Genomic DNA, 809 nt, shown 5'->3' on the forward strand with positions numbered 1-809 from the left:
GCCAAGGGCTACGGCTTCATTCTTCCGGACGATGGTGCCTCCGGTGATATCCTCCTCCATGTGACATGCCTTCGAAAGGACGGGTTCCAGACCGCGCTGGAAGGCGCGCGTGTCGTTTGCCTGGTCAAGCAGGGCGAGCGCGGCCTGCAGGCCTTCCGCGTTCTTTCCATGGATGCCAGCACGGCGGTGCACCCGGCCGAGATGCAGGAGCAGCGCACACATGTCACCGTGGCGCCGGAGAGCGGACTCGAACGGGCGCTGGTGAAGTGGTTCAACCGCACCAAGGGATTCGGCTTCCTGACCCGGGGCGAGGGCACCGAGGACATTTTCGTCCACATGGAGACGCTGCGGCGCTATGGCATCACCGAGCTCAGGCCCGGTCAGGTCGTGCTGGTTCGTTTCGGCCGCGGCGACAAGGGCCTTATGGCTGCCGAAATTCACCCGGATATGGGCACCTTGCCGGTCTCGCATTAAGCGCAGTCCGGCCGAGGATCTTGCATGCTTCACAGGAACTGGCTGACGGCTGGCGCGGTCTGCGTCGCGATGGCTTTCGTCATCGCGGCCGCCGTCTATTTCTATTCACAGCGGCCGACTTCGGCCGATGGTCAGGCCATGATCCTGCCCGTCGACCCGACGCCGCTGGTGGCGGTGACGAAATCGGGTGAACGCTCCTTTTCGATCGAGATCGCCGACACATCCGATGAGCGAGAGGCGGGCCTGATGTTCCGCCAGCAGATGGCCGACGATCACGGCATGCTGTTCGTGTTCGAGGAGTCCAGGGACCTGACTTTCTGGATGAAGAACACGCC

Annotated in this window: 2 protein-coding genes; both read left to right on the forward strand. The window is 63.3% G+C overall.

Annotated elements, in window-relative coordinates:
* Window positions 1–474, forward strand: a 474-nt coding sequence (locus tag EOA33_RS37300; protein WP_127407828.1) for a cold-shock protein, incomplete at its 5' end; no start/stop codon positions are given.
* A 24-nt stretch (window positions 475–498) separates the two neighbouring features.
* Window positions 499–809: DUF192 domain-containing protein (locus tag EOA33_RS37305; protein WP_190234528.1), on the forward strand; the 311-nt coding region annotated here is incomplete at its 3' end.

The organism is Mesorhizobium sp. M4A.F.Ca.ET.050.02.1.1 (assembly GCF_003997725.1).
Lineage (GTDB): Bacteria > Pseudomonadota > Alphaproteobacteria > Rhizobiales > Rhizobiaceae > Mesorhizobium.